The following is a 23,422-nucleotide window of genomic DNA, read 5'->3' on the forward strand; positions in this document are numbered from 1 at the left end:
GGGAAGCTAGCGCGATTCAGCAGTGGTGGCTTTCCATCGCCGCTGCAGCAAGTTCAGCGGCATAGTGATCTTCAACCGGCAACCAGCTTTCGGTCGCTTCGTCGTAGGCTGCCACCTGCCCGGTTGCGATATCATATACCCAGCCGTGCAGCTTGACCGCCTTTTGTGCCAAGGCAACCGCAACGGTCGGGTGGGTTTTGATGTGCTGCAATTGCAGGATCACGTTCTGCTCCAACAGCATCCGCATCTTTGCCTCGGGATCAAGGTCAGCCCCCATTGCCTCGACGATATCGATCGCACCCTGCACAAAGCCCAACCATTTGCTGACGTGGGGCAGGCCGGTTAGCCCCGCGCGGTTCATCGCCCCTGCCATCGCGCCGCATTCGGTATGCCCGCAGATGACAATGTGCGGGATATGAAGCGCGCCGATGGCAAATTCGATCGATGCGGTCATCCCGCCGGTTTCGTTGGTGTGCGGCGGCACGATGTTGCCCGCATTGCGGCAGATGAACAGGTCGCCCGGATCGGTCTGGGTGATCATCGCGGTTTCGATCCGGCTATCCGAGCAGGTGATGAACAGCGCTTCGGGACTTTGGCCCGTGCTTAGCCGTTCAAACAGCTCCCGCTTTTCAGGAAAGACTTCGCGCTGGAACTTGACGACGCCAGTGGCAAAACGGGGCATTGGGATATTCCTTTCAATGGGATGTATTGCGTGATTGCGCAGTCCACAGGGCGCGCGCGCTGTCGATGTGATCACCTTCAGCCAGCCGATTGCGGACGTCGACAAATTGCAGCGCGTCGACGATCCATGCGGCCAGATGCGGTTGAGAGAGGCGATAGAAATGGTTGCGCCCGGCGCGGCGTTCATCAACCAGCCGGTGCGCGCGCAGCTGCGCAAGGTGTTGCGATACGCGGGTGGCAGGCAGTGACAGCGCTGCGGCAATGCCGGTCACGTCCTTTTCGCCGAGCCGCAGTTCCTCGATCATCCGCAAGCGATCAGGGTGCGCGATCAGCTTGAGAAAATCGGCAAGTTCGCGCGATACGATCATCCGGCTTGGCATGTGACCCCCATTATCTGCATATCTTCGCAGGCTTGCAAATTGCCGGTTAAAGAGCGCGGTGCAACCCGTCAATACCGCGTTCACTACGTGATTATCCTTAGGGCAGATTGGAGCAAATGCACCGGCTAGCCGACCTATAAAATGGTTCCCGGACAAGCAATCAGAGCACCTCGATCAATGTTGAAGCGCGTCGCCATTGCAGACCTCGAAGTGGGCATGTTCGTTCACAAGATGGAAGGGAACTGGTTTTCGCACCCGTTCTGGAAAGCGAAATTCCTGATCGATGACGCAGAGCGGCTGGATACGCTGCGATCGAGCAACCTTGACGGGGTCGTGATCGATACCTCCAAAGGCCGGGATCTGGCCGCCGCAAACAACTCAGTGCGCCGACCAGGCAAACCGCCTGTTACCCCCTCAGCGGCATCGCAGCCCGATCGCTTCAAATCGGTCAAGGCCCGCAGCGTGATCCATAACGATCCGGTTTCCACCGAGGCTGAGCTGCACACCGCTCAGGCAATCGCCGCACGCGCGCAAAAAGCCATCCACAGCACCTTTATCGCCGCCCGGCTGGGCAAGGCGATCAACGTCAAGGCGGTGCAACCGGTGGTCACCGACATCCTCGATTCAGTCCGCCGCAATCCCCATGCCTTCAGCGGGCTGATGCGTTGCAAGCTGAAGAACGAACTGGGTTATCAGCACGCCCTCGCCGTCAGCGCGCTGATGGTATCGCTTGCGCGGCAGATGAAGCTTGCGCAGGATGACGTGCTCGATGCGGGTCTGGCGGGCCTGTTGCTCGATATCGGCACCAATTATCTACCGCAGGTTCCCGATCTGCCGAATAATGATTTCCGCAATGCCGATCCCAAAATCTGGCAGCAGCACGTGATCCTGGGGTTCCGGGCGCTGCAACATGATGACAGCCTGCCGCAAGCGGTGCTGAACGCTTGCCTCGAACATCACGAACGGATCGACGGCGGCGGCTTTCCCAAGGGTCTGCAAAAGGACGAAATCAGCACGATCGGACAGATGGCGGCGATCTGCGATACCTTCGATTTTCTGCTGACCGGAACCGCCAACACCGGCGCGCTCGATCCTGCGGCGGCGGTGCAGCATTTGCGCAAGATGGAGGGTGCATTTGATCCCGATATCCTGCGATCATTCGTCGAATCTGTCGGCCTCTATCCGGTCGGTTCCTTTGTGGAACTGCGCAGCGGCAAGATCGCGTTGGTGATTGACGAAGACCCGGGCGACAAGAGTCAGCCCATCGTTCAGGCGTTCTTCGACTGCAAAACCCGCGATCGGATTGTGCCGCACCGGATCATTCTGGCCCAGAGCGCCAACGAGAATGAAATCATCGGGACGGCCGATCTATCCGGGTTTGATCTGCCGGACGAGGCGCAATTGCGCGAAATGGTGTTCCTGACCGCGCACAAGATGGTCCGCTGACGCTGCCACCCGGCAGGGCGTGTTGCGCCGCACAGGGTTAACCAAAGTCCGATGAGGCGGAGCTTATCGGACTTTGGCATAAGGCCATCGCTGGTTCGGTCGGAAATAACACAGCTGTCGATGCGACAATCGCGCGCGATCCCCTGCCGCGGGCCCGATTGGCGCGCATGGTGGGCGGTGACGGGCTCGAACCGCCGACCCTCTCGGTGTAAACGAGATGCTCTACCAACTGAGCTAACCGCCCCACTGTGCGGATGCGCTCTCTAACGCAGGTTTGCGCAAATGCAATTGCCTTCTGGTGCTGGCGCTGGCGGGCGCGGATGAGTAGGGCAGGCGCATGACCAACCCGCGCATTCTTGTTCTGGGCACTGGCGGCACGATTGCCGGCGCGGCGGTGAGCGCCACCAGTGCGGCCTATCAGCCCGGCGGATTGTCGCTTGAAGCCATGCTGGACAATCTGGCCGGGCTGGGCCTCGACGCGGAGTTGATCCCACAGGACATCGCGCAGATCGGTTCGCAGGACATCGGCTGGCCGCAGTGGCAGGCGCTGCACGCGGCCTGCGCGGGCGCGCTCGCTGATCCTGCGATCACCGGCGTAATCATCACCCACGGCACGGATACGGCGGAGGAAACCGCGTTCCTGCTCGATCTCACCCTGCCTGCGGGCAAGCCGATTGTGCTGGTCGGCGCGATGCGGCCTGCCGATGCGGTGGGGGCGGACGGGATGCGTAATTTCGCCAATGCGGTGCGGGTGGTGAGCGATCCTGCGGCGGCGGGGCGCGGCGTGCTGCTGGTGATGGGCGACGCGGTGCTGGCGGCGCGCGATGCCCGCAAGGCGGCGACGAGCAGCATCGATGCATTCAAAAGCTTTCCGCGCGGCAGCATTGCACGCGTGACCCCGGCGCGTCTCGACTGGTTCGGCCCGCCGCACAGATTGGGCGAAAGTGCGCGCTTTGCATGGCCTGATACACTGCCGCGCGTGGCGATCCTGACCGCGGGCGCCGGGATGGATGAACAGCCGGTCAAGGCACTGCTCGGCATCGGGTGCAAGGGGATTGTGCTCGCCGGAATGGGGCAGGGCAACGCGCCCGCCTGCGTGATCGCCGCGCTGGCCGAGGCAGCGGCGGCAGGCGTCCCGGTGGTGCGATCAAGCCGGGTGGACGAAGGCATCGTCGACCGCAACGTTGAAGTGGATGACGATGCGCTGGGTCTGGTGGCAGCCCGCGCGCTCGGCCCGGCCAAGGCGCGGGTGCTGCTGATGGTGCTGATCGCGGGCGAGATTAGCGATGCGGCAGCGGTGCAGGCGGCGTTTGACGGGGGGTGAGGGGGGGCGGTTTTTTCGGAAATCTCGCTAAAAGCTGCCGTTCGGCTAGCGACCCCAAAACCGCCGTCACAGCCTCTCATCAATGTCGAGGAATTTAGGCTCTAGAAACCTCATAGGTGTAACGACGCGATTGCCTTGCCCCGCAAAGATTGTGAGATTGTTATGATGGTCTACGCTGTCACGACCCAGAGCCTTAATCGCAAATACGGGTTCGTTGAGCTGGAGCTCATCCGGGGGGATGGTGACCTGAAGAAGGTGGAGCTTCAGGATCCGACCCAGGACGATGGCAAGTACATGCACCATGAGCACGGTCGGCATTGGGACAGCGGCCGAGCGCTAAAGGTCGCTCACCTCCCCAAGCAACTCAGGCGGCGCTCAGGAAGGAATATACCCGACTTCGACAAGTTCAACGGGCTCTTTGTCGTTTCCGACAAGTTCAAGTCGATTGTCGAAAGGCTGGAGCCGGGCGTGCACCAGTTTATTCCGTTTCAGATTGTCGAAAGGGGAGGCGTGGTGCGCGCGGACATGTGGTTCATGGTTGTCTGCAACCGCCTCGACACCGTAGATCGCGAACGCACAACCATGATGCTTCATATCGGCCGTTTATGGGCTTGGAGTCGGGATGTGCCTGAAGATCATTGGCCAGAGGGGTTTGTATCCCGGGGTCGGGACGAAAAGATCGTCTTCAATCATGCGCAAGTCGGCAATCACCATATCTGGCGCGACAAGCACGAAGCGACGATGACGTTGGTCTCAGATGCAATGGCCGAGGCTCTCCGGACCGCGGGCGTGACAGGGATCGATTTCTTTGAGCAGGAGAGCGTGTGATGGCTTGGTTCTGGCGCAAGAGTAATCACTTTCGCAATCGCTGAAAGCCGCCATTCGCCTTCCCACCCATCAGCAGTCATAAGCGGGGTCGATGCGCAATCCCGAAAGCGGCATGGCGGCTTTAGCATTCTCGCCGCTAAAAACCGCCGTTCAGCAATCGATCCCGAAGCGGGCGTTCCCGTCACCCCGGCGAAGGCCGGGGCCCAGAGCCTCATCGGGCAGTGCCACCACCCCACCCCATCCGTCGCCGGGATGACGAGGGATGGCAGCAAATCCACCCACTTTCAGCCCTCCAACAACTGCAACCGCATCCCTGAAAGCTGCCATCCCCTCAGGGTCAGCAGTGCCTCCTTTCCTACCCGGCTTGCTGCTGGCAGTCTGGCGCGATGATTGTGCGACCCTCTCCTAATCCGCTTTTGCACGCAGCCGGGGTTGCAGACCGCGCCGGATCGCGCGCGGCGCAGCCTGGGGGGCGGGTTTTTGGTTTCAGGACAGTGTCACATGTGTCTCCTACATTCAGGAACCGTGACGGTTTCCTGAATGCCCGGCAGCGGCGGTGCGTTGAATCACCCCCAGGGCGTAACCAGGTATTTCTCGCCGGTTTTCATCTGGCGGTAATCGCTGATCACGTCCTTCTCCAGCATCCCCTCCAGCGTCACCTTGGCCTTGTAATGCGAAGCGAAGGTGGTGGTGAGGTTCTGCTGCACCCGCGTGCGCAGTCGCACCACGGTTTCCATGCCCGCACGTTGCAGGAACGGGGTCAGCAGCCAGCCCGCAACGCTCCATTGCAGGCCGTACGAAGGCGTCAGGATCGTCGGCGACAGGTCAAGCCGTCCGTACATATACATCTTCTTGTCCTGGTTCGATCCGTAGCGCGAAAACTCGGTCATCTGGCTGGACGCGACCTGCTCCATCGCTTTCAGCACATGGTCGGAGTTCTGCCCGCCGCCAATCGGATCAAAGCCGAGGAACGCGCCGGTTTCCTTAATCGCCGCGCGCAGATCGGCCATGTAGGTCGGGGCGGACGAGTTCACGACATAGTGCGCGCCCTGCGATTTCAGCAGTTCGACGTGTTCATCGCGGCGCACGATGTTGACCAGCTTCATCCCGTCTTCGATGCAGATGCGATTGAGCATCTGGCCGAGGTTCGATGCCGCAGCGAGGTGGATGATTGCCGAATGGCCTTCCAGCTTGGCGGTTTCGACGAAGGCCAGAGCGGTCATCGGGTTGACGAAGCTCGACGCGCCTTCTTCGGAAGAATGATCGCCCAGCGGCAGGCACATCATCGCATCGGCAATGGCATATTGGCTGAATGCGCTGCCCGGAACGCAGGCGACCCGCGTGCCCATCAGCGCCTTTGCCATGTCGCTATCTCCGCAAGCGACCACGGTGCCTGCGCCTTCGTTGCCCGCGGGCAGGCGCTGGCCGTGGCGGCCTTTCTGGCCCGACAGGAACGGTTCGGGCATGGTCGCCACTACCCTGCCGGGGGTGTATTCCGCACTGTCGAAATCGGCTGCGCTGGTGAGGATCGCCAGATCAGACGGGTTGATCGGCGCAGCCTCCATCTTGACCAGCACCTGATTGCCGGTGGGCGCGGGGAAGGTGGCCTCGGCCACTTCGAGCGTCAGTTTGCCGTCGGCGGTGAGGGTAGTGAAAAGCTGTTTTCCGGTGGTCATAAGTTCGATCCTCAATTTCGTCATTGCGAGGAGCTGCACGCTCCGTGGCAATCCAGCAAACGCGGGACTGGATTGCTTTGCTACGCTCGCAATGACGTGGTGGCTAGGGTGACGTTGGGTAAACCGCCTCAACAAAATACAACCCATGCGGCGGCGCGTTCAGGCCCAATGCGCCGCGATCCCGCGCGGCCAGCGCGGCGGCGAGGCGGGCGGAGTCCCACGTGCCGGTGCCTACCAGTTTGAGGCACCCGACCATGCTGCGCACCTGATGATGCAGGAACGAACGTGCGGCGGCGTGGATGAGCACGTCATCGCCAACCCGCTCAACGGCGAGCCGGTCGAGCGTCTTGACCGGATCAGCCGCCTGACAATGGATGGATCGGAAGGTGGTGAAATCATGCCGCCCCACCAGCACCTGCGCGGCGGCGTGCATCGCGTCGGCATCCAGCGGGGTCGCCACCTGCCACGCCCGATTGCGCTGCAAGGCGAGCGGCGCGCGGCGGTTGACGATGCGGTAGAGATAGCGCCTGCCTGTGCAGGAAAAGCGCGCGTGCCAATCATCTGGCACAATCTCGCAGGCAGTAACCGCAATCGGATCGGGCCGCAGGTGTGCGTTCAATGCCCCCATCAGCCGGAACGCGGTGATGTCTTTTTCAAGGTCGACATGGGATCGCATCCCCAGCGCGTGCACCCCCGCATCGGTGCGCCCGGCGCTGTGGAGCGTGGCGTGTTCACCGGTGATGCGGGTGAGCGCGTCCTCGACCGCCTGCTGCACGCTTGGCCCGTTGGACTGGCGTTGCAGGCCATTGAACGGCGTGCCGTCAAATTCAAGGGTGAGCGCGAAGCGGGTCATTCCGTCAGGCTCACACCAGCACCGTGCCCGCTGCCACCGCTCGCCCGCGCAGGAAGTCTTCGCGCGACATGGCCGGCTTGCCCGCGCGCTGGAGCTTTAGCGGGCGTAGCGCGCCGTCCCCGCAAGCGATGGTGAAATTATCGTCCAGCACCGCGCCAATTTGCGAACTCCCGCGCAGGCGGGAGCCTCCCGCGTCTGGCACGAGGTCCCCGCCTGCGCGGGGACTCACCATCGTCTCAGCCAGCAGCAACTTCACCCGCTCGCCCTCCAACGCAAACCACGCGCCGGGAAACGGGGCAAGCCCGCGTACCTTGCGTTCGATCACTGCGGCAGGCTCGGCCCAGTCGATCTTCGCTTCGGTCTTGTCGATCTTGGGCGCATAGATGGCGGCGCTGTCGTCCTGCGGTTCAGCGGCATGAGCGGCAAGGTCAGCCAGCACCGCGACCATCGCATCGGCCCCCACGGCGGCGAGTTTTTCGGTCAGTTCGCCGGTGGTCTTTCGCCCCACGGCCACGCGCACCTTGTGCAGCGTCGGCCCGGTGTCCAGCCCGGCTTCCATCTGCATGATTGTCACGCCGGTCTCCGCATCGCCTGCCATCACCGCGCGGTGGATAGGCGCCGCCCCGCGCCAACGCGGCAGCAGGCTGGCGTGGATGTTGAGGCAGCCATGCGCGGGGGCATCCAGCACCGCCTGCGGCAGGATCAGACCATAGGCGGCGACCACCGCCACATCGGCGTTGAGCGCGGCAAACGCGGCCTGCTCCTCGGCGTTCTTCAGTGACACGGGCGATCGCACCATCAACCCCAAGGCCTCAGCCGCAACCTGCACCGGCGATGCGCGCAGCTGCTTGCCCCGGCCCGCAGCGCGCGGCGGCTGGGTATAGACGCAGGCAATATCATGCCCCGCCGCGTTCAGGGCTTGCAGCGCCGGAACCGCGAAATCGGGTGTTCCCATGAAAATGATGCGCAACTCACAAACCCCGTTCAGGCTGAGCTTGTCGAAGCCCCGCACTTTCTTCTAGCCTGTCCCATAAAGAGCAGAACAGCCCTTCGACAAGCTCAGGGCGAGCGGGTAGAGAAAAATCATGGCCTCACAGGAAATCGAAGCTCTGAGTTCCGCGCTCGCCCGTCTGCCGGGTCTGGGGCCGCGTTCGGCGCGGCGGGCGGTGCTGTGGCTGGTCAAGCACCGCGAAACGGCGCTGCCCGCGCTGCTTGAGGCGTTGGCGGGGGTTGCGGAAACGCTGGTGGAATGCGCCACCTGCGGCAATGTCGACACCAGCGACCCCTGCCGCATCTGCACCGATCCGCGCCGCGATTCGCGCAGCCTGTGCGTGGTCGAGGAGGTCGCGGATGTCTGGGCGCTCGATCGTGCGCGGCTGTTTCCGGGGCGCTATCATGTGCTGGGTGGGCGGCTTTCGGCATTGGACGGCATCGGGCCGGAAGACTTGGGCATCGCCAGCCTGCTCGCCCGCGTCGAAAATGGCGCGGTGGACGAAGTGGTGCTCGCCATGAACGCCACCTTGGAAGGCCAGACCACCGCGCATTACATCGCCGAGCGGCTCGAGGCCTTCTCGCTGCGGGTGACGCAGCTGGCCCACGGATTGCCGGTGGGGGGCGAGCTCGACTACCTTGATGAAGGCACGCTGGCGCAGGCATTGCGCGCGCGGCGGCCGATGGGGTGACAATTGTGAGCTCCCGCGCAGGCGGGAGTCTCCCGCAGTTCCGAACGATATCCCCGTCTGCACGGGGACTCACTTGAGATTTCAAGCTTTGCGCACTAAATCGCCAATCATGGCCATACGCGAAATCCTTGAAGTGCCGGACCCCCGGCTCAAAATCATCTCGACCCCGGTTGAACCGCATGAGTTCAACGCCGATCTTCGCACGCTCGTCGACGATATGTTCGAGACGATGTATGATGCCCCCGGCATTGGCCTTGCCGCGATTCAGGTCGGCGTGCCCAAGCGGGTGCTGGTGATTGATCTGCAACCCGATGATCCCGATGCGCCCCCGGTCGAATGCAGCCATGACGGGCATAGCCACACCCATCCCGCCACCAAAAAAGAACCGCGCGTATTCATCAACCCGGTGATCCTTGATCCGGCGAAGGAGCTGTCGACCTATCAGGAAGGCTGCCTGTCGGTGCCGGAGATTTACGCTGACGTTGATCGCCCGGCGACCTGCGGCGTGCGGTATCAGGATCTCGACGGCGCGACCCACGAAGAACAGCTCGAAGGCCTGATGGCGACGTGTTTGCAACACGAGATCGACCACCTCGAAGGCATCCTGTTCATCGACCACCTGTCGCGGTTGAAGAAGGCGATGGCGCTGAAGAAGCTGAAGAAATTGCGGCAAGCGGCGTAGTTTGTGTTGCGAAGGCGCCGCCGCGCCTTCGTCCTCGGGGCTGTTCTTTCGCTGCGCTACAGGCCCCTGCGGCCGGCCGGTCGGCCTTGCGGCTCGCAATGCGAGCCGGCCCACAACCCAATCGTCGCCCCGGCGCAGGCTGGGGATACGGGGGTGGGCTTTCTTGAGCATATCATCCAACATTCGCTAGCGTTCTCTATACGTTCCGTGTAGGGACGGGCGATGGACTCGTCGATTCTCTCGCTTCTCGCTCTGATCCTCGGTGCCGTTGTGGGCGGCGTTGCGGCGTGGTTTTTCGCTTCGCGCCCGCTGGCTGATCTGCGCGCGCGGCTGTCGGCGGCGGAAGGCGCGGCGGCGGAGCGTGAGGGCGAATTCAAGCGCGCCGTGGCCGAATTGGGCGAAGCGCGGATCGAAGTTGCGACGCTGGGGGAGCGTGCCGGGCGGGCCGATGCGCTGGCTGAGCAGTTGGAGGCCGCACGCGCTGAAAACGCACAATTCCGGGCTGAACGCGCCGGGTTTGCCGAACAGAAGCGGTTGCTCGAAGAATCGCGCACCAATCTGCTCAAGGAGTTTGAAAACACCGGGGCTGCCGTGCTGGGCAAGGCGCAGGAAGCCTTCCTTAAGCGCGCCGAGGAACGGCTGGGCCATTCGGAAAAGGCCAGTGAGGAAAAATTGAAGGCCTTGCTGTCACCCGTGGGCGAACGGCTGGCGAGTTACGAAAAGCAGGTGGCCGAATTGGAGGCCAAGCGCACCGATGCGTTCGGCCAATTGACCGGCGTGATCGAGGAAATGCGCAAGGGCCAGGAAGAGGTCAAGCGTGAGGCGCAGCGGCTCGGCAATTCATTGACCAACGCCCCCAAGGCGCGCGGGCGCTGGGGGGAGCGGGCGTTGCAGAACGTGCTCGAACAATGCGGGCTGGCCGAGCACACAGATTTTCATCTCGAGCAATCAATGGACACCGCCGACGGGCGGTTGCGCCCCGATGCGATCGTCAATGTGCCGGGGCAGAAGAAGCTGGTGATCGATGCCAAGGTGTCGTTGAACGCCTATCAGGCCGCGTTTGAGGCGGATGATGATGGGGAGCGCAAGCGGCACCTTGATCTCCACGCCAAATCGATGCGCAACCATGTGCAGACGCTTGGCGGCAAAAGCTATCAGAGCCAGTTCGACGACGCGCCCGATTATGTGGTGATGTTTGTGCCGGGCGAACATTTCGTCGCCGCCGCGTTGGAGCATGATCCCGAATTGTGGGACTTCGCGTTCCGCAACAAGGTGCTGCTTGCCACCCCGACCAATCTTGTGGCGATTGCGCGCACGGTCGCGCAGGTCTGGCGGCAGGACAAGATGGCGAACGAGGCGGCTGAAATTGGGAGGATGGGCGCGGAATTGTATGATCGGCTCGCCACCGCGGCCGAACATCTCAAACGCGTCGGCGGCGGGCTGGAAAGCGCGGTCAACAACTACAACAAATTTGTCGGCAGCTTTGAACGCAATGTGCTGTCGTCCGGGCGGCGGCTCGCGGAAAAGGGCGTCGAAATCGGCAAGCGCGAGATTGATTCGGTGCCGCTGGTGGAAAGCGCGCCCCGCTACAACGCGGCGGATGGCGATGCGGTTGAGGCGGAGTATCCGGGGCTGGAACCGCGCAAGGACGCGGCGGAGTAATTACGCCTCCACCCCCGCCAGCACCTCGTAAGCCAGCACCGCGCCGGCCACGGCGGCGTTGAGCGAATCGGCGCGGCCGCGCATCGGCATGGTGACGTGCAGATCGCAGGCCGCTTCGTATTCTTCCGGCAGCCCCTGCGATTCGTTGCCGACCATAATGAAGCACGGTGCCGCATAGGCCGCACCGCGATAAGGCACCGCATCGCGCAGCGACGCGGCGACAAGTTGGCCCCCGTGCTCTTTGGCACCGCCCCGCAGCCACGGCAAAAACTCCTCCCACCGCGCCTGTGCCAGCGGCACGGTGAACACCGCGCCCATGCTTGCGCGCACGGCTTCGGCGCTGAACGGGTCGGCGCAATCATCGATCAGGATCAACCCGCCTGCGCCCACCGCATCGCCGGTGCGCAGCATCGTGCCAAGGTTGCCGGGATCGCGCAAAGCCTGCGCCACCAGCCAGATCGGCGCGGCGCTGCGATCAAGCGCGCTGAGCGACGTGTCCCATTCATCGAACACGCCCACCACGCTTTGCGCATTGTCCTTGCCGGTAATCTTGGACAGGATATCGGGGGAGGTGGCAATCACCTCACCGCCTGCTGCCATGACGTCAGCTTCCAGCCGCGCCAGCAGTTCATGCGCGGCGCGTCCTTCAGCCATCACCAGTGTTGTGGGTAAGCGGCCCGTGCTGCGCGCGTCCTCGAGCAGCCGCAACCCTTCGACCAGAAACTGGCCGCTACGCTTGCGATGTTTCTTGTCGCGCAAAGACCGCAGATATTTGACGGTCGGATTGGAAAAGCCGGTGATGTGCTTGCGCATGGGCCTGAGCACTAGTCCTCGCCGAAGCCGGAGGCGATCAACGCCGCGAGATCGGCCAGCACCGCATCGGCATTTTCGCCTTCAACCGCCACTTCGACGGTGTCACCCTTGGCTGCGCCCAGCATCATCAACCCGAGGATCGATCCGCCCGCAGCGCTGTTGGGGGGTTTGGTCACAGTGACGGTCACATTTTCGGGCAGGACAGCCACCGCACCGACGAACTTCGCACTCGCGCGCGCGTGCAAGCCGCGGCGGTTGACGATAGTGATGGTCGTGCGAGCCTCCCCCACGGCGGCGAACCTTCAGGCCTTGGCCCGCGCGGGGGCCGTGTCATGGCCGAGCAATTCGCTGGCGATGGTGATGTAATTGCGCCCCGCAGTCTGCGCAGCGTGGACGGCGGCGGTGACATCCATCGCCTTGCGCGCGCCCGCCAGCCGGATCAGCATCGGCAGGTTGATCCCGGCAATCACCTCAATCTGTCCAGCCACCAGCAGTGAAATCGCAAGGTTGGACGGGGTGCCGCCGAACAGGTCGGTGAGGATGATGACGCCGCTGCCGCTATCGACGGCGGTGATCGCGTCGGCGATTTCGGTGCGGCGCTGTTCCATATCGTCATTGGGGCCGATGCAGACGGTTACGATCCCGTCCTGCGGGCCGACGACGTGCTCCATTGCCTCGACAAATTGGTCCGCAAGGCGGCCGTGGGTTACCAGAATCAAACCGATCATGTGTGAAAAAGGGTCCGTTAACTGCCCGCCGGGGGCCAAGCCTTACGCGTTTCAACCGATCAGGACAATGCCAGCTTTTCCGAGCGCCGCGATCACTTTCGATCCCGTTCAATCTCGTCCGCTGCACGCGAGCCCAGGTTACGATGGCGGACAGTGGGCGAAAATCCCGCCGCGCGCAAGCTTTCTGCCATGCGTTCGGCGGTGTAGACCGAACGGTGTCTCCCCCCGGTACACCCGAACGCTACGTGGACATAGGGTTTGCCCTGCGCCTGATAGCGCGGCAGCAGCACCAGCAACAGATCGCGGATGCGGGCAAAGGCATCAGAAAAGGTCGGATCGGTCTCGATATGCGCGCCTACGGCGGCGTCCTGCCCGGTCAATTCGCGCAAAGCCGGAACCCAGTGCGGATTGTCGAGAAAGCGCATATCGAACACCAGATCAGCCAGCGGCGGCATCCCGCGCGCGAAGCCGAAACTGGACAGAGTCAGCGTCATCGCCGCTTCGCCAGCAGTGTCCCCGAACAGGTTGCGCACCTGCCCTTGCAGCTCGTTACTGGTCATCGCGCTGGTATCAATCACCGCGTCGGCCCAGCGGCGCAGCGGTTCGAGTAATTCGCGCTCGGCGGCGATCCCCTCCATCACCGGGCGGCCATCGGCCATCGGATGACGACGGCGTGTTTCATTATAGCGGCGTTCAAGCTCGCCGCCCGAACAGTCGAGAAACAGGAAGGTCAGCGCGATATCGGCGCGCGCGGCGAGGTCTTTCACCAGCGCGATGATGTCACCGGGAACAAACCCGCGGGTGCGCGAATCGAACCCGATGGCGAGCGGCCCGCGCGATTCGTCGGGCATGGCGACCAGGCGTTTGAGCAGCCGCACCGGGAAATTGTCGATGGTTTCCCAACCTAGATCCTCCAGCACCGCGAGCGTGGTGGATTTGCCCGCGCCCGATAGCCCGGTGACCAGCAGCAATTGTTGCTGCGGCATGGCGTTTCGGTCAGCGGTGGGGGTGGGCGCGTTGGTCATGTCTGCACATCTTGCCCGGAAGCGCGGCAAAGGGAAGCCAGTTTGAACACCAGCCCGTGCATCCGCAACGCCCATTCTGCGCGCGGGCCGGGGGCGATGGTGCCGGGGTCAAACGCCAGCACCGGCACCGGCACCCCGGCAATGTCGCGCCGGGGGAGCGTTTCGGGCAAGCGCGCAGGCTGCGCCGTGCCGCCGAGTTCCAGGATCAGCGCAACCGGCGCGGGGTCAGCCACCGGCAGGCGCACCAGGCCGACACCGCGCAGTTCCAGCAATCCGGCGATATTGGGCGGGGGGCTGGCGATCAGGCGATCATCGGCCAGAGTGAGCGTCACCGCATCATCACCGATCAACCCCGCGCCGCGATCAATCAGCGCCAGCGCGAGGCTGGATTTGCCGCTGCCCGGCGGGCCTGCGATCAGCAGCGCGCGGCCGCCAATCACCACCGCGCTGGCGTTGTGGACGAAGCCCGTGCCCCGATCCATGCCCGCGTTCATGCCGCTGCCGGTAGTCTGAGCCGCAGGCAGGCGCCGCTGGCGCCATCGGGCCGGGCATGGGCGGTCAGCGTGCCATCATGCGCTTCTGCAATCGCGCGGCCAATCGCGAGGCCAAGGCCCGAATGATTGCCGAAGTCCTCCGCGTCGGGGCGCACTGAATGGAACCGCAGGAACACTTTTTCACGCGCATCGGCGGGAATGCCGGGGCCGGAATCGCACACCTCCAGCGTGACGCAGCGGCGGTCATTGGAAATGGTGACGTCAATCGGTGCATCGGGCGGCGAAAACGACACCGCGTTATCGAGCAGGTTTTCCACCAGCCGTTCCAGCCGTGTGCCCACGCCGCACACCAACGAAGCAGGCCCGGTTGTGGTCAGTTCAATCCGGCGGCCTTCATTTTCGGCGCGGTGTTCGCGTCCGCCGATGATTGCCTCCACCAGATCGGCCAGATCAATCTGTTCGCGCGTGGCGCGGCTCATTTCCGCGTCGATCCGGCTGGCTTCGGAAATCTCGCTCACCAGCCGGTCAATCCGGCGCACATCATGGGTGGCGATCTGGATCAGTTCATTGCGCAGCGCCGGGTCTTCTACGCGTGGGAGCGATTCGATTGCGCTCCTCAGGCTGGCGAGCGGGTTCTTAATTTCATGCGCGACATCGGCGGCGAAGCTATCGACCGCGTCGATCCGGTGGCGCAGCGTGCCGGTCATATCCGAAACTGCGCGCGCGAGCAGACCGATTTCATCGCGGCGCTGCGGCAGGCGCGGCACCTCGACCTCGCGTTCGCGCCCCTGCCTCACCCGCATGGCCGCGCGGGCGAGTTGGCGCAAAGGCGTGACGATGGTGCGCGCCAGGAACAGCGACAGCAGCGCCGATGCCGCCATCACTATCAACATCGCAATGCCCAGCGTTGAGCGCGCCTCCCTTACCCGATCAGTAATGTCGACCGCGTTGCGCACGGTCAGCAAGGTCGCGCCCTGCAATCCGACCGGCGCGGCAGCGGTGATCACCGGGGTGCCATCGCGCCAGTCATACAGCCGCACCTGCGACAGGCCGAGTTCGCGCGCGCGCGCCAGTTCGGGCCAGGCATCGGCGTCCTGCGCTTCGGGTTCGATATAATCCTGCACGGATTCGGCGCTGACAATGGTGTCCACCGTCCGATCAAGCCAACGGGCAAAGCGCTGTTCCCAATCATCATCGCTGATGTCGTTGAACCGGAACGCGGGATCGGCGAGCGCGAAACTGTCCGCGGTCAATTTGCCATCGGCATCGAACATCCGCATCCGCAGACGCTGTTCCTTGCCGATCTGCACCAGCAGCGCGTTCTGGCGTTCACGCGAAGCGCCCGCCAGCGCCTCGGCAGTGATTTGCGCTTCGATCCGGGCGAGTTTGAAGCGTTCGTTGATCAGCTGCGTGCGGTAGCCATCGAGATAGAACAACCCGCCGCCCATGATCAGCAGCGGCAGGATGTTGACGACCAGAATGCGCGCCGTCAGCGCAAACCGCCCGTTCGCCGTCAGCTGTTCGCCGCTTGCTGGCCGTCGCCCTATGTCAGTCATCGGTAAAACTGTAGCCCGCGCCATACAGCGTTTCGATTGCATCGAAGGATGGGTCGACCACCTTGAACTTGCGCCGCATCCGCTTGATGTGGCTATCGACCGTGCGATCATCGACGAACACATCGTCGGGATAGGCTGCGTCCATCAGCTGGTTGCGGCTCTTGATCACGCCGGGGCGGATCGCGAGTGCTTCAAGAATCAGGAATTCGGTGACGGTGAGGCTGACGCTTTTGCCGTCCCACGCGATGTGATGGCGCGCCGGGTCCATGAACAAACGCCCGCGCGATATGCTTGCCAGTGCGGGTTCGGACGATGGGCCGATGGTATCGCCGCCCGCCACCGGATCGGCGCGGCGCAGGATCGCGCGGATGCGGGCGACCAGCAGGCGCAGGCTGAACGGTTTGGCAATGTAATCATCCGCGCCCTGTTCCAGCCCGGCTTCTTCGTCGCTTTCATCATCTTTGCTGGTCAGGAAAATCACCGGCAGCGGCGAATGTTCGCGCAGGCGGCGCAGCAGCTCCATCCCGTCCATATTGGGCATTTTTATATCGAACACCGCAAGATCGGGCGGATTGTCGAGCAGCGCCTTCAACGCGGTTTCACCATCGGAGTAGATTCGCGTGGCAAACCCTTCGGATTGCAGCGCGATGGATACGGTGGTGAGGATGTTGCGATCATCATCCACCAGCGCGATTTGCAGCTTGCGGCTGTCTGCATCGCCGGGTTCGGACGCGGGGGTGACGGTTTCGGCGGTGCTATCGGACATCATGTTCATCCTTTTCAACCCCGACCTTCCATATTCGCTTGGGTAGCCCCATCGCCCGCGTGAGACAATCGTCTGCGCGCCAGCCGTGCCAGCCAGAGGTTGCATACGTATGCGCGGCTGCTAGTGAGCGCGGCATGGATTCGCTGGCGGTTGCCAGTTCGCCCGAACCTGCCGTTTCGCTCAGGAGAATGACGTTGACCTCGCTTGCAACCCCGTTGTCTGCCCAGAACATTACCACCCGCGCGCGCCTCCACGCCAATCTCGGCACCCCGGCGCTGGTTGAACACGCGTTGGCGAAGGGCGAAGGCAAGCTGACGAAACATGGCGCGCTGCTGGTGGAAACGGGCAAGTTCACCGGGCGTAGCGTCAAGGACAAGTTTATCGTGCGCGACGCCGCGACCGAAGGCACGATCAACTGGGGCGCGATCAATCAGCCGATGAGCCCGGAGCATTTCGCCGCGTTGAAGGCCGATTTCCTCAAGGCGCTTGAAGATCAGGACGAACTTTACGTCGCCGACCTGTTCGGCGGATCGCAGCCCGAATACCGCGTCAACGTGCGGGTGATAACCCAGTTGGCGTGGCACAGCCTGTTCGTGCGCACGCTGCTGGTGCGCCCAACGGCGGACGAAGTGGCCGGCTTCACGCCCGAATACACCATCATCAACCTGCCCAGTTTCAAGGCCGATCCCGCCCGCCACGGTTGCCGCAGCGATACGGTGATCGCGGTCAGTTTTACCGAAAAGCTGATCCTGATCGGCAATACCGAATATTCGGGCGAGATGAAAAAGGGCGTGTTCGGCCTGCTCAATTACCTGCTGCCCGCGCAAGGCGTAATGCCGATGCATTGCAGCGCCAATATCGGCGCCGACGGCAAAAGCGCGATCTTCTTCGGCCTGTCGGGCACCGGCAAGACCACGCTGTCCGCCGATGCCAGCCGCACGCTGATCGGCGATGATGAACATGGCTGGTCAGACACCGCCGTGTTCAACTTCGAAGGCGGCTGCTATGCCAAGATGATCAACCTTTCGGCCGAGGGTGAGCCGGAAATCTACGCCACCACCCGGATGTTCGGCACGATCCTCGAAAACGTGGCGATGGATGAGAGCACGCGCGAACTGGATTTTACCGACGCCAGCAAAACCGAAAATACGCGCGGTGCCTATCCGATCGAATTCATCCCCAACAGCAGCGAGAAGAACCTCGGCCCGGCACCGTCGAACGTGATCATGCTTACGGCGGATGCGTTCGGCGTGCTGCCCCCGATTGCGCGGCTGACCGCGGATCAGGCGATGTATTACTTCCTCAGCGGCTACACCGCCAAGGTGGCGGGCACCGAAATCGGCGTGACCGAGCCTGAGGCGACCTTCTCCACCTGCTTTGGCGCTGCCTTCATGCCGCGTCACCCCAGCGTTTACGGCAACCTGCTGAAAGAACGCATCGCCAAGGGGCAGGTGCAGTGCTGGTTGGTCAATACCGGCTGGACGGGCGGCAAGTATGGCACCGGCAGCCGGATGCCGATCAAGGCAACCCGCGCGCTGCTTAACGCGGTGCTCGATGGCAAGATGGACGCAGTTGAATTCCGCAAGGATGAAAACTTCGGCTTCGACGTGCCGGTGTTCGTGCCCGCGCTGGCCGATGCGGGGCTGGATCAGACCATCCTCGACCCGCGCAGCACCTGGGCTGATGGGGCCGAATATGACGCGACCGCCCGCAAACTGGTGCAATTGTTCATCGATAACTTCGCGCAGTTTGCCGATCACGTCGACGAAGGCGTGCGGCAGGCCGCGCCGGGGCTGGTTGCCGCCTGATTTTCTGGCCTCCCGCGCCATGATGGCGTAACCTTGCCGGTGCATCAGCTTGAATCATCAGCAAGGGAGCACGGCAGCATGAGCATTCTCGACGGGATTTTGAAGAACATCGGCGGCGCGCCGGATGATGTGGTGAACCTTGCCAAGCAAGTCGGAATTGACCCGGCGATGGTCGAAAAGGCAATCGCGACGCTGGGCAAGACCCATCAGATGGACGGCGACACGGTGACGCTGGCGGCGGAGAAAACCGGGATGAGCCCGGATATTCTCAACCAGATCGTCGGCGCGATTGGCGGCGAAGGATCGCTCGGCCAGTTTGCCTCAATGCTCGATCAGGATGGCGATGGCAGCCCGGTCGATGACATCATGGGCATGGCCAAGGGGCTGTTCGGCAAAAGCTGAACACAGCCGAGACGTCGCGTCGATCAGTCAGTCGCGTCTGACAGGTCGGGCGTCTCGACCGGCTCCGGAATATTGCTAAGATCGATCACGGTGCCATCGGGCGCTTCGGCCAGCATTGTCATCAACAGCTTTGCCCGCTTGGCAAACCCGCCGCCATGCGGGTTGGTTGCCAGCGGGGCGAGGAAATCGCGGGCAATCGCATTCTTGCCTTCACCCATCAGCATGATGGCCGCGTTGACCTGCAAGTCCTGATCAAACGGGGCGAGCTGTGATGCATATTCCAGCGCCGCGCGAGCATTTTCCGGCGGATCAACCCCCCGTTCTGCAAAACTGCGGTAATAATAGAGCAGCGGCAGCGGATGATCATTCTCCAGCCGGTTGAGCGCTTCGAAAGGTTTCATCGCCGCCTCATAGGCTGCGGCTTGCTGGTCCATTTCGCGCGCTTGCCGAAACATGGCATAGCCTTTCTGGACATAGGCATTCTTGCGCACCGGATCGCGCGCAATGGCGGCATCGGCTGCGGCGATTGCTTCTGCATCATTGCCAGCATCATATTCGGCTTCGGCCAAGGCGGTCAGCACCCCGGGATCATCGGGATAGCGTGCTGCAATCGCCCGCGCATCTTCGAGGATTTCAGCGGCCTGCTCGCTATTCACCCCACGCTGCGAACGGATCTGCAATGGCATCATCGCTGCTTCACCCGGCGGCAGTTTGCGCAAACTTATTGCGCCAGTTGTCAGCTTTTCAGGCCCAAGCACAAAGGTCATCAGGCGACGGCGCATATAGGCCCGCAGCTCGCGTTCCAGCACATCAAGATCGCCAAATGCCGCCTCTGCCGCGGCAAGCGGTTCTATGCCTTGCACCAGGTTCATCTGGTATTGCCGCAGCTGGCCTGTGCGCTCAGTGGAAAAGGTCAGGTAGTGGTAAAGCAGCCAGCTTTTGCCATAAAACGCATCATAGGGTGAATTGCGCTCCTGATCGTAGAGCGCTGGATCGAGCAGTTCGCGCACCGGCACCGGATCGCCGTTGATCAGCTCTGGTCCGCGATGCTGCGCGGTACGGCCGATGGTAAGGCTGCCATCATCCTTAAACGTCGCCGCCGCAAAAAATTCTGCGGCCCCTTCGTTGAGCCAGCGTGGCATTGCAAAACGCGACGACGACATCAGGAAGTGATGCGCATATTCGTGCAACAGCACGATGGTGGAAAAATCGGGATAGCCGCTCTTGTTGCGGATATCCTGCACGAATGCTCGGCTGCCCCCGGCGCGCGGGATGTAAAAGCCCGCCACTCTGCGGTTATTGCCGCCAGCCAGTTTGCGGATGTCGTTCGCTCCGCCGACCGCATAGATCACGACGCGGTTGGATGGGCTGGGCGTTTCCAGGCTGCGCCCGGTCAAAAACGCCATCGCGCTGTGATAGCGTTCAAGGTTTTCGGCAAATCGCTGGATATCGCGTTCACTATCATCGGCATAGATCACGAAGTGGTCACTTGACGCTTCGTACCATTCGGCCAGCGCCGGATGGGCCAACACCAACAGCCACCCCGCCGCCACAACGCGTACGATCTCTCCAAATTTCATTGCCCAACCCCTCGCGCTTTGCCTGCGACTGCACTGCGAGGGGACAAGGATAATGAAAAATCTGCCGTTTGCCAGCACCTTTGCTTACGTGCAGGCAGACCGCGCTGTGCGCTTACCCCCGCGCGCCCGCGATGTAGCGGCTCACCGTGTTCGCCACCACCGATAGCGGGGCGTTGCCGCCCAGCACCACCGCAGTGTTGAACGCCTTGAAATCATACGCGCCGCCCAGTTCCGCCTGCGCCCGCGCGCGTTGGCGCACGATTTCGCTGTGGCCGATCTTGTAACCGCAGGCCTGCCCCGGCCAGCTGCAATAGCGATCAACCTCGCTCGCGACTTCCTCGACCTTCGATCCATTGCGCTCGACAAAGAACTGCCGCCCCTGTTCGCGCGTCCAGCGTTTGGAGTGCAGCCCGGTATCCACCACCAAGCGGCAGGCGCGAAAGGCGAGCGATTGGAGGTAGCCTAGTCTCCCGACCTTGAATTCATCATAAGCGCCCAATTCATCCGCCAATTGTTCGGCATAAAGCGCCCAGCCTTCGGAAAAAGCGTTGAAGGCGAGGATTGAGCGGATCAGCGGCAGGCGGTTAGAAAATTCGCCTTCCCACACGTGGCCGGGGATCGATTCGTGGAAGGCAAGGTCGGCCAGATCATATTTGCGGTGCAGATCGGTGGTGCGCAGGTTGATCCAGAAGCGGCCCGGTATCGAACCATCCTTGCTGCCCGCCCCGCCATAAGCGCCCGGCGCGCCGGGTTCTTCGGCGAGCGGCAGGCGGCGGATTTCGAGCGGGGGGTCGACCAGTTGGTTGAACGCGCGCGGCATCTGCGCCTTGATCCACGCCACCCGGTCATTGATGAAGGCGAAGATTTCCTCGCGCCCCGGATCGCCCTCGGCAAATTTGTAACGCGGATCGTCTGACAGCCCGCGCATCCTGTCACCCACGGTGCCTTGGGTATAGCCGATTTCGCGCAGGATCGGGTCCATTCGCCCGTGGATTTCGTCGAGTTCGGCCAGCCCCTGACGGTGGATTTCATCGGGCGTCATCGCGGTGGTGGTCGATGCGCCGACCGCCCAGCTGTAATATTCCTCACCCAGCGGCTGCGCCCACATCCCGGCGCTATCCGTGGCGAGGCTGCGCTGGATTTTGAGTTCGGCAATCTGGCGTTCGAGCGCGGGGACAATCCCGTTGGCGACGATCCGTCCGGCTTGCGGTGCGGCCCAGTTACCGGTGTTGAACGGTGCGGCGGTGAGCGGCCCGGCGTAACTATCGCTGGCGCTGGCGATGCTCGCTTCCATCTGCGCGATCGCCTTGTCGATCAGGAAGGCCGGCGGCACCACGCCCATGGCGCGCGCGGCGCGGATGCGGTCAAGCTCTCCGTCGAGGATCGCGGGAACTTCGGCGAGGCGGTCCATGTAAGGGCCGACATCTTCGGACGCATTCAACGGCTGGGTCGAACCGAAGAACCGCGGCAGATCAATATAGCCGCCGACATTCTGGATCACCACATAGGGCGCGTTGCGCCAACTGCCGACCGCGACATCGCCGTAGGGCATCGCCATGCCTTCAAGCGCTTTGGAAAACGCGGTTTCGACGACCTCAAACCCGATCTGCTGATCGCTGGTCAGGCCATCCTTGGGGTAGGCGCGGGCTTCGGCGACCAGTTCCTTGAGCGTGGCCGCATATTCGCTGCGCCCTTGTTCGCCCGCAGTGCCGAAGGTTGATCGCCACGCGGCATATTCGCCGGTGTCCACGCCCAGCCCGGTGGCGCGGCCCGGTTCGTGGGCGAGCATCCGGTAGGCGATCCTGTCCAGCGCGGCATCAGGGTCAAGCCCAGCGACCGGCGCGGCAGCATTGGGCGCGGTGCTGGTTGCGGCGCAGGCGGGCAGCAGCGCAAGGGCGGAAACGCCTCCCAGCGCGGCAAGGGTCTGGCGGCGGGTGAAATCAGCGTGGTTCTCTCTCATGAGCGCAAGGTTTGACGAGGCGGCTTGCTCAAGTCAATTGCGCGCGGGCAGGATCGCGGGCTAAAGCGCGCAGCATGACCGATATCGTATTATCCATCGTCATGCTCGCCGCGCTGGCTTTGCTGGCCGGGGCCTATGTTCTGTGGCGTCGCACGGGGCAGATCAAACAGCCCGCGTTGATGGTGGTGCTGGCGGTGATCGCGGTGCTCAACGTGCTGATCTGGACGCTGCCCACAGCGGGCGGCGAAGCGCCGATCACCCAGATCAAGGCCGCCGGGGAAGGCTGAGGCGATTTCGAGTGAACTGGCCATTTCACTACGAGTAAATCGCCTCAAGCAATTGATACCTCCCCCGGCGGGGTACATTTATTCAGGAATCCGCCAGTTGATCGAACCGTCATAACGCCCCGCCACAGCCTTCCCGTTGCCATCGCGCGCGGGTGCGAAGCGGGCACGTTTGCTCACCAGTTGGCAGGTCGCCTGATCGAGCGCCACGTGTCCGGTTGAACGGGCGATGGTGCAGCCTGTCACCTTGCCGCCCGCATCAATGCTGAGCGTAAAGCGCGCACTTCCGGTCAGTCCTTCCCTGATCCAGCGCGGGCGGTAATCGCTGTCGGTCACCCAGTTGCCGGGATTGCCGCGCGGGCTCGCCGCGACCGGATCGAACGGCGATGCGGACGGCGCCGGCCCCGGAATGCCGAAATCAACCGGGTCGATGGGGCCGACAAGGTCGCCGATGCCGGGCAGGGTGCCAATCGGATCGCTGATGCCAAGGTCTGACGGAATGGCCGCCGGGCGCGATGTGGTTGTGGTGTTGGTGGTCTGCGTCTTGGTGCTGCGTGTCGTCGGATCGGGCGGCGGTGGGGGAATCGCGACGGGCTTGAACGTCAGGCTTTTGAGCGGGGGCGGCTCCGGCGCTATGACGACATTGACCGCAAGGCCCACCACCAGCAATGCGCCAATAGCAGCGGGGATGCCGAGCGCGCCAAGCATGGCGACGGGATTGGGGCGGCGGGTGTTGGAGGCATAGGTCATTCTGGGGCTCCTCTCTCCATCATCGTGGGAGCGGTGGCCGGA

Annotated in this window: 24 protein-coding genes and 1 tRNA gene; 9 read left to right on the forward strand and 16 right to left on the reverse strand. The window is 62.9% G+C overall.

Going from position 1 to position 23,422, the window contains the following annotated elements:
• Positions 1 to 16: 16 nt before the first annotated feature.
• Together ABIE62_RS02580 and ABIE62_RS02585 are read right to left on the reverse strand one after the other, a co-directional pair.
• Positions 17 to 682 (reverse strand): carbonic anhydrase, encoded by a 666-nt coding sequence (locus ABIE62_RS02580; protein WP_354323299.1) that lies wholly within the window; start codon positions 680 to 682, stop codon positions 17 to 19.
• Positions 683 to 695: 13 nt separating this feature from the next.
• A complete protein-coding gene (locus tag ABIE62_RS02585) occupies positions 696 to 1,061 on the reverse strand; it encodes an ArsR/SmtB family transcription factor (protein ID WP_354323301.1) in 366 nt (121 codons plus the stop codon).
• Positions 1,062 to 1,238: 177 nt separating this feature from the next.
• On the opposite strand from ABIE62_RS02585, the gene ABIE62_RS02590 reads away from it, so the two are divergent.
• A complete protein-coding gene (locus ABIE62_RS02590; RefSeq protein ID WP_354323303.1) occupies positions 1,239 to 2,507 on the forward strand; it encodes an HD-GYP domain-containing protein in 1,269 nt (422 codons plus the stop codon).
• 168 nt (positions 2,508 to 2,675) lie between these two features.
• Here the strand turns inward: ABIE62_RS02590 and ABIE62_RS02595 are convergent.
• A tRNA-Val gene (locus ABIE62_RS02595) sits at positions 2,676 to 2,751 on the reverse strand.
• Between the two features lie 93 nt (positions 2,752 to 2,844).
• On the opposite strand from ABIE62_RS02595, the gene ABIE62_RS02600 reads away from it, so the two are divergent.
• Positions 2,845 to 3,831 carry an asparaginase gene (locus ABIE62_RS02600; RefSeq protein WP_354323304.1) on the forward strand — a complete coding sequence of 329 codons (987 nt, stop codon included), beginning with the start codon at positions 2,845 to 2,847 and terminating at the stop codon, positions 3,829 to 3,831.
• A gap of 162 nt (positions 3,832 to 3,993) precedes the next feature.
• Positions 3,994 to 4,659, forward strand: a complete 666-nt coding sequence (locus ABIE62_RS02605; protein WP_354323306.1) for an imm11 family protein — start codon at positions 3,994 to 3,996, stop codon at positions 4,657 to 4,659.
• A gap of 566 nt (positions 4,660 to 5,225) precedes the next feature.
• On the opposite strand, the gene ABIE62_RS02610 is transcribed toward ABIE62_RS02605, so the two are convergent.
• From ABIE62_RS02610 to fmt, 3 genes are all read right to left on the reverse strand, one after another.
• Positions 5,226 to 6,335 carry a zinc-binding dehydrogenase gene (locus ABIE62_RS02610; protein WP_354323308.1) on the reverse strand — a complete coding sequence of 370 codons (1,110 nt, stop codon included), beginning with the start codon at positions 6,333 to 6,335 and terminating at the stop codon, positions 5,226 to 5,228.
• 103 nt (positions 6,336 to 6,438) lie between these two features.
• The gene (gene truA / locus ABIE62_RS02615; protein WP_354323309.1) at positions 6,439 to 7,188 is read right to left on the reverse strand and encodes a tRNA pseudouridine(38-40) synthase TruA; all 750 of its coding nucleotides are present in this window, start codon (positions 7,186 to 7,188) and stop codon (positions 6,439 to 6,441) included.
• Positions 7,189 to 7,198: 10 nt separating this feature from the next.
• A complete protein-coding gene (fmt, locus tag ABIE62_RS02620; protein WP_354323311.1) occupies positions 7,199 to 8,158 on the reverse strand; it encodes a methionyl-tRNA formyltransferase in 960 nt (319 codons plus the stop codon).
• A gap of 115 nt (positions 8,159 to 8,273) precedes the next feature.
• On the opposite strand from fmt, the gene recR reads away from it, so the two are divergent.
• From recR to ABIE62_RS02635, 3 genes are all read left to right on the forward strand, one after another.
• Positions 8,274 to 8,870 carry a recombination mediator RecR gene (gene recR, locus ABIE62_RS02625; protein ID WP_354323313.1) on the forward strand — a complete coding sequence of 199 codons (597 nt, stop codon included), beginning with the start codon at positions 8,274 to 8,276 and terminating at the stop codon, positions 8,868 to 8,870.
• Positions 8,871 to 8,979: 109 nt separating this feature from the next.
• Positions 8,980 to 9,552 (forward strand): peptide deformylase, encoded by a 573-nt coding sequence (locus ABIE62_RS02630; protein ID WP_354323315.1) that lies wholly within the window; start codon positions 8,980 to 8,982, stop codon positions 9,550 to 9,552.
• 222 nt (positions 9,553 to 9,774) lie between these two features.
• The gene (locus ABIE62_RS02635; protein ID WP_354323317.1) at positions 9,775 to 11,214 is read left to right on the forward strand and encodes a DNA recombination protein RmuC; all 1,440 of its coding nucleotides are present in this window, start codon (positions 9,775 to 9,777) and stop codon (positions 11,212 to 11,214) included.
• Here the strand turns inward: ABIE62_RS02635 and ABIE62_RS02640 are convergent, their stop codons facing one another.
• The 7 genes from ABIE62_RS02640 to ABIE62_RS02670 all read right to left on the reverse strand — a co-directional run bounded on the left by ABIE62_RS02640 (position 11,215) and on the right by ABIE62_RS02670 (position 16,599).
• Positions 11,215 to 12,027, reverse strand: coding sequence for a TrmH family RNA methyltransferase (locus ABIE62_RS02640; protein ID WP_354323319.1), 813 nt, complete (start codon positions 12,025 to 12,027; stop codon positions 11,215 to 11,217). It abuts the gene before it with no gap.
• A gap of 11 nt (positions 12,028 to 12,038) precedes the next feature.
• Positions 12,039 to 12,317, reverse strand: coding sequence for an HPr family phosphocarrier protein (locus ABIE62_RS02645; protein WP_354323321.1), 279 nt, complete (start codon positions 12,315 to 12,317; stop codon positions 12,039 to 12,041).
• A 12-nt stretch (positions 12,318 to 12,329) separates the two neighbouring features.
• Complete coding sequence (locus ABIE62_RS02650; RefSeq protein ID WP_354323323.1) at positions 12,330 to 12,755, reverse strand: PTS sugar transporter subunit IIA; 426 nt, start codon at positions 12,753 to 12,755, stop codon at positions 12,330 to 12,332.
• A 92-nt stretch (positions 12,756 to 12,847) separates the two neighbouring features.
• Positions 12,848 to 13,780 carry an RNase adapter RapZ gene (rapZ, locus tag ABIE62_RS02655; RefSeq protein WP_354323324.1) on the reverse strand — a complete coding sequence of 311 codons (933 nt, stop codon included), beginning with the start codon at positions 13,778 to 13,780 and terminating at the stop codon, positions 12,848 to 12,850.
• Positions 13,777 to 14,274, reverse strand: a complete 498-nt coding sequence (locus ABIE62_RS02660) for an HPr kinase/phosphorylase (protein WP_354323326.1) — start codon at positions 14,272 to 14,274, stop codon at positions 13,777 to 13,779. Before ABIE62_RS02660 ends, rapZ begins: the two co-directional genes overlap by 4 nt.
• Complete coding sequence (locus ABIE62_RS02665) at positions 14,271 to 15,830, reverse strand: sensor histidine kinase (RefSeq protein WP_354323328.1); 1,560 nt, start codon at positions 15,828 to 15,830, stop codon at positions 14,271 to 14,273. The genes ABIE62_RS02660 and ABIE62_RS02665 overlap by 4 nt, the downstream gene beginning before the upstream one ends.
• A complete protein-coding gene (locus tag ABIE62_RS02670; protein ID WP_354323330.1) occupies positions 15,823 to 16,599 on the reverse strand; it encodes a response regulator transcription factor in 777 nt (258 codons plus the stop codon). Before ABIE62_RS02670 ends, ABIE62_RS02665 begins: the two co-directional genes overlap by 8 nt.
• 185 nt (positions 16,600 to 16,784) lie before the next feature.
• On the opposite strand from ABIE62_RS02670, the gene ABIE62_RS02675 reads away from it, so the two are divergent.
• Together ABIE62_RS02675 and ABIE62_RS02680 are read left to right on the forward strand one after the other, a co-directional pair.
• Complete coding sequence (locus ABIE62_RS02675) at positions 16,785 to 18,404, forward strand: phosphoenolpyruvate carboxykinase (protein WP_354323587.1); 1,620 nt, start codon at positions 16,785 to 16,787, stop codon at positions 18,402 to 18,404.
• Between the two features lie 78 nt (positions 18,405 to 18,482).
• A complete protein-coding gene (locus ABIE62_RS02680) occupies positions 18,483 to 18,806 on the forward strand; it encodes a hypothetical protein (protein WP_354323332.1) in 324 nt (107 codons plus the stop codon).
• 23 nt (positions 18,807 to 18,829) lie between these two features.
• Here ABIE62_RS02680 and ABIE62_RS02685 read toward each other — a convergent pair whose 3' ends face one another.
• Together ABIE62_RS02685 and ABIE62_RS02690 are read right to left on the reverse strand one after the other, a co-directional pair.
• On the reverse strand, positions 18,830 to 20,386 hold the full coding sequence (locus tag ABIE62_RS02685; RefSeq protein ID WP_354323334.1) for a tetratricopeptide repeat protein: 1,557 nt from the start codon (positions 20,384 to 20,386) through the stop codon (positions 18,830 to 18,832).
• Between the two features lie 112 nt (positions 20,387 to 20,498).
• A complete protein-coding gene (locus tag ABIE62_RS02690; protein ID WP_354323335.1) occupies positions 20,499 to 22,346 on the reverse strand; it encodes a DUF885 domain-containing protein in 1,848 nt (615 codons plus the stop codon).
• Positions 22,347 to 22,420: 74 nt separating this feature from the next.
• On the opposite strand from ABIE62_RS02690, the gene ABIE62_RS02695 reads away from it, so the two are divergent.
• The gene (locus ABIE62_RS02695) at positions 22,421 to 22,633 is read left to right on the forward strand and encodes a hypothetical protein (RefSeq protein ID WP_354323337.1); all 213 of its coding nucleotides are present in this window, start codon (positions 22,421 to 22,423) and stop codon (positions 22,631 to 22,633) included.
• Between the two features lie 78 nt (positions 22,634 to 22,711).
• Here the strand turns inward: ABIE62_RS02695 and ABIE62_RS02700 are convergent, their stop codons facing one another.
• Complete coding sequence (locus tag ABIE62_RS02700) at positions 22,712 to 23,380, reverse strand: energy transducer TonB (RefSeq protein WP_354323339.1); 669 nt, start codon at positions 23,378 to 23,380, stop codon at positions 22,712 to 22,714.
• Positions 23,381 to 23,422: the final 42 nt, after the last annotated feature.

The sequence above is a fragment of the Porphyrobacter sp. MBR-155 genome (assembly GCF_040547625.1).
GTDB lineage: Bacteria > Pseudomonadota > Alphaproteobacteria > Sphingomonadales > Sphingomonadaceae > Erythrobacter.

Bases quoted from the DNA above. Each gene is read 5' to 3' on its own strand.
- ABIE62_RS02580 (WP_354323299.1), bottom strand. From the start codon at position 682: ATGCCCCGTTTTGCCACTGGCGTCGTCAAGTTCCAGCGCGAAGTCTTT.
- ABIE62_RS02585 (WP_354323301.1), bottom strand. From the start codon at position 1,061: ATGCCAAGCCGGATGATCGTATCGCGCGAACTTGCCGATTTTCTCAAG.
- ABIE62_RS02590 (WP_354323303.1), top strand. From the start codon at position 1,239: ATGTTGAAGCGCGTCGCCATTGCAGACCTCGAAGTGGGCATGTTCGTT.
- ABIE62_RS02600 (WP_354323304.1), top strand. From the start codon at position 2,845: ATGACCAACCCGCGCATTCTTGTTCTGGGCACTGGCGGCACGATTGCC.
- ABIE62_RS02605 (WP_354323306.1), top strand. From the start codon at position 3,994: ATGATGGTCTACGCTGTCACGACCCAGAGCCTTAATCGCAAATACGGG.
- ABIE62_RS02610 (WP_354323308.1), bottom strand. From the start codon at position 6,335: ATGACCACCGGAAAACAGCTTTTCACTACCCTCACCGCCGACGGCAAA.
- truA (WP_354323309.1), bottom strand. From the start codon at position 7,188: ATGACCCGCTTCGCGCTCACCCTTGAATTTGACGGCACGCCGTTCAAT.
- recR (WP_354323313.1), top strand. From the start codon at position 8,274: ATGGCCTCACAGGAAATCGAAGCTCTGAGTTCCGCGCTCGCCCGTCTG.
- ABIE62_RS02630 (WP_354323315.1), top strand. From the start codon at position 8,980: ATGGCCATACGCGAAATCCTTGAAGTGCCGGACCCCCGGCTCAAAATC.
- ABIE62_RS02635 (WP_354323317.1), top strand. From the start codon at position 9,775: ATGGACTCGTCGATTCTCTCGCTTCTCGCTCTGATCCTCGGTGCCGTT.
- ABIE62_RS02640 (WP_354323319.1), bottom strand. From the start codon at position 12,027: ATGCGCAAGCACATCACCGGCTTTTCCAATCCGACCGTCAAATATCTG.
- ABIE62_RS02650 (WP_354323323.1), bottom strand. From the start codon at position 12,755: ATGATCGGTTTGATTCTGGTAACCCACGGCCGCCTTGCGGACCAATTT.
- rapZ (WP_354323324.1), bottom strand. From the start codon at position 13,780: ATGACCAACGCGCCCACCCCCACCGCTGACCGAAACGCCATGCCGCAG.
- ABIE62_RS02660 (WP_354323326.1), bottom strand. From the start codon at position 14,274: ATGAACGCGGGCATGGATCGGGGCACGGGCTTCGTCCACAACGCCAGC.
- ABIE62_RS02665 (WP_354323328.1), bottom strand. From the start codon at position 15,830: ATGACTGACATAGGGCGACGGCCAGCAAGCGGCGAACAGCTGACGGCG.
- ABIE62_RS02670 (WP_354323330.1), bottom strand. From the start codon at position 16,599: ATGATGTCCGATAGCACCGCCGAAACCGTCACCCCCGCGTCCGAACCC.
- ABIE62_RS02675 (WP_354323587.1), top strand. From the start codon at position 16,785: ATGACGTTGACCTCGCTTGCAACCCCGTTGTCTGCCCAGAACATTACC.
- ABIE62_RS02680 (WP_354323332.1), top strand. From the start codon at position 18,483: ATGAGCATTCTCGACGGGATTTTGAAGAACATCGGCGGCGCGCCGGAT.
- ABIE62_RS02685 (WP_354323334.1), bottom strand. From the start codon at position 20,386: ATGAAATTTGGAGAGATCGTACGCGTTGTGGCGGCGGGGTGGCTGTTG.
- ABIE62_RS02690 (WP_354323335.1), bottom strand. From the start codon at position 22,346: ATGAGAGAGAACCACGCTGATTTCACCCGCCGCCAGACCCTTGCCGCG.
- ABIE62_RS02695 (WP_354323337.1), top strand. From the start codon at position 22,421: ATGACCGATATCGTATTATCCATCGTCATGCTCGCCGCGCTGGCTTTG.
- ABIE62_RS02700 (WP_354323339.1), bottom strand. From the start codon at position 23,380: ATGACCTATGCCTCCAACACCCGCCGCCCCAATCCCGTCGCCATGCTT.